This window comes from Nocardioides sp. (assembly GCF_004803405.1).
Lineage (GTDB): Bacteria > Actinomycetota > Actinomycetes > Propionibacteriales > Nocardioidaceae > Nocardioides > Nocardioides vastitatis.
The window spans coordinates 1-546 of sequence record NZ_SSXI01000034.1 but is presented as its reverse complement, the minus strand read 5'-3'; the positions used below and the strand labels follow the sequence as shown (position 1 = coordinate 546).

The 546-nt window shown below is 63.6% G+C and carries 2 protein-coding genes; both read left to right on the top strand.

Annotation, left to right across the window (positions count from 1 at the left end):
• Nucleotides 1-212: BBE domain-containing protein (locus E7Z54_RS02440; protein ID WP_136431421.1), on the top strand; the 212-nt coding region annotated here is incomplete at its 5' end.
• A gap of 133 nt (nt 213-345) precedes the next feature.
• Nucleotides 346-546: DoxX family protein (locus E7Z54_RS02435; RefSeq protein WP_206055965.1), on the top strand; the 201-nt coding region annotated here is incomplete at its 3' end.

The following is a 546-nucleotide window of genomic DNA, read 5'->3' as shown; positions in this document are numbered from 1 at the left end:
TGATCGATCAGGAGTGGGAACGGGTACTGCCGTTCTTCGAGGGCATGTACCTCAGCTTCGAGACCAGTCTCCCTGCACCGATCGAGCGGGCGTTCCCACCGAGACACCTTGAGCGCCTGCGAGAGCTCAAGCGTCGGTACGACCCGACAGGGCTGTTCCGGGACAACTTCTACATTCCGCCGGAAAGCCAAGATCGGAACGCCGTCGCCTGAAGCCGGGCACGACCCGGCCCGCCCATTGCCACAGGCAGCGCGCAAGGCCGACACACCGCCGCATGTGCGCCATCAGAGCTCGTCCCTGGCTGCTGCGAGCAGCGCCGCCCTGCCCTGACGAAGAAGGAAACTCATGAACGTCGTCGCCTGGATCGCCAGCGGTCTGCTGGCCGCCATGTTCCTCGTGGCAGGCAGCATGAAGCTGCTCAAGTCCAAGGAGGAGATCGTGTCCGACCATGAATGGGCTGAGAGCTTCCCCGTCGGACTGATCAAGTTCGTCGGTGTAGCCGAAATCTCCGGCGCTGCCGGTCTCATCCTGCCCGGAGTTCTCGGA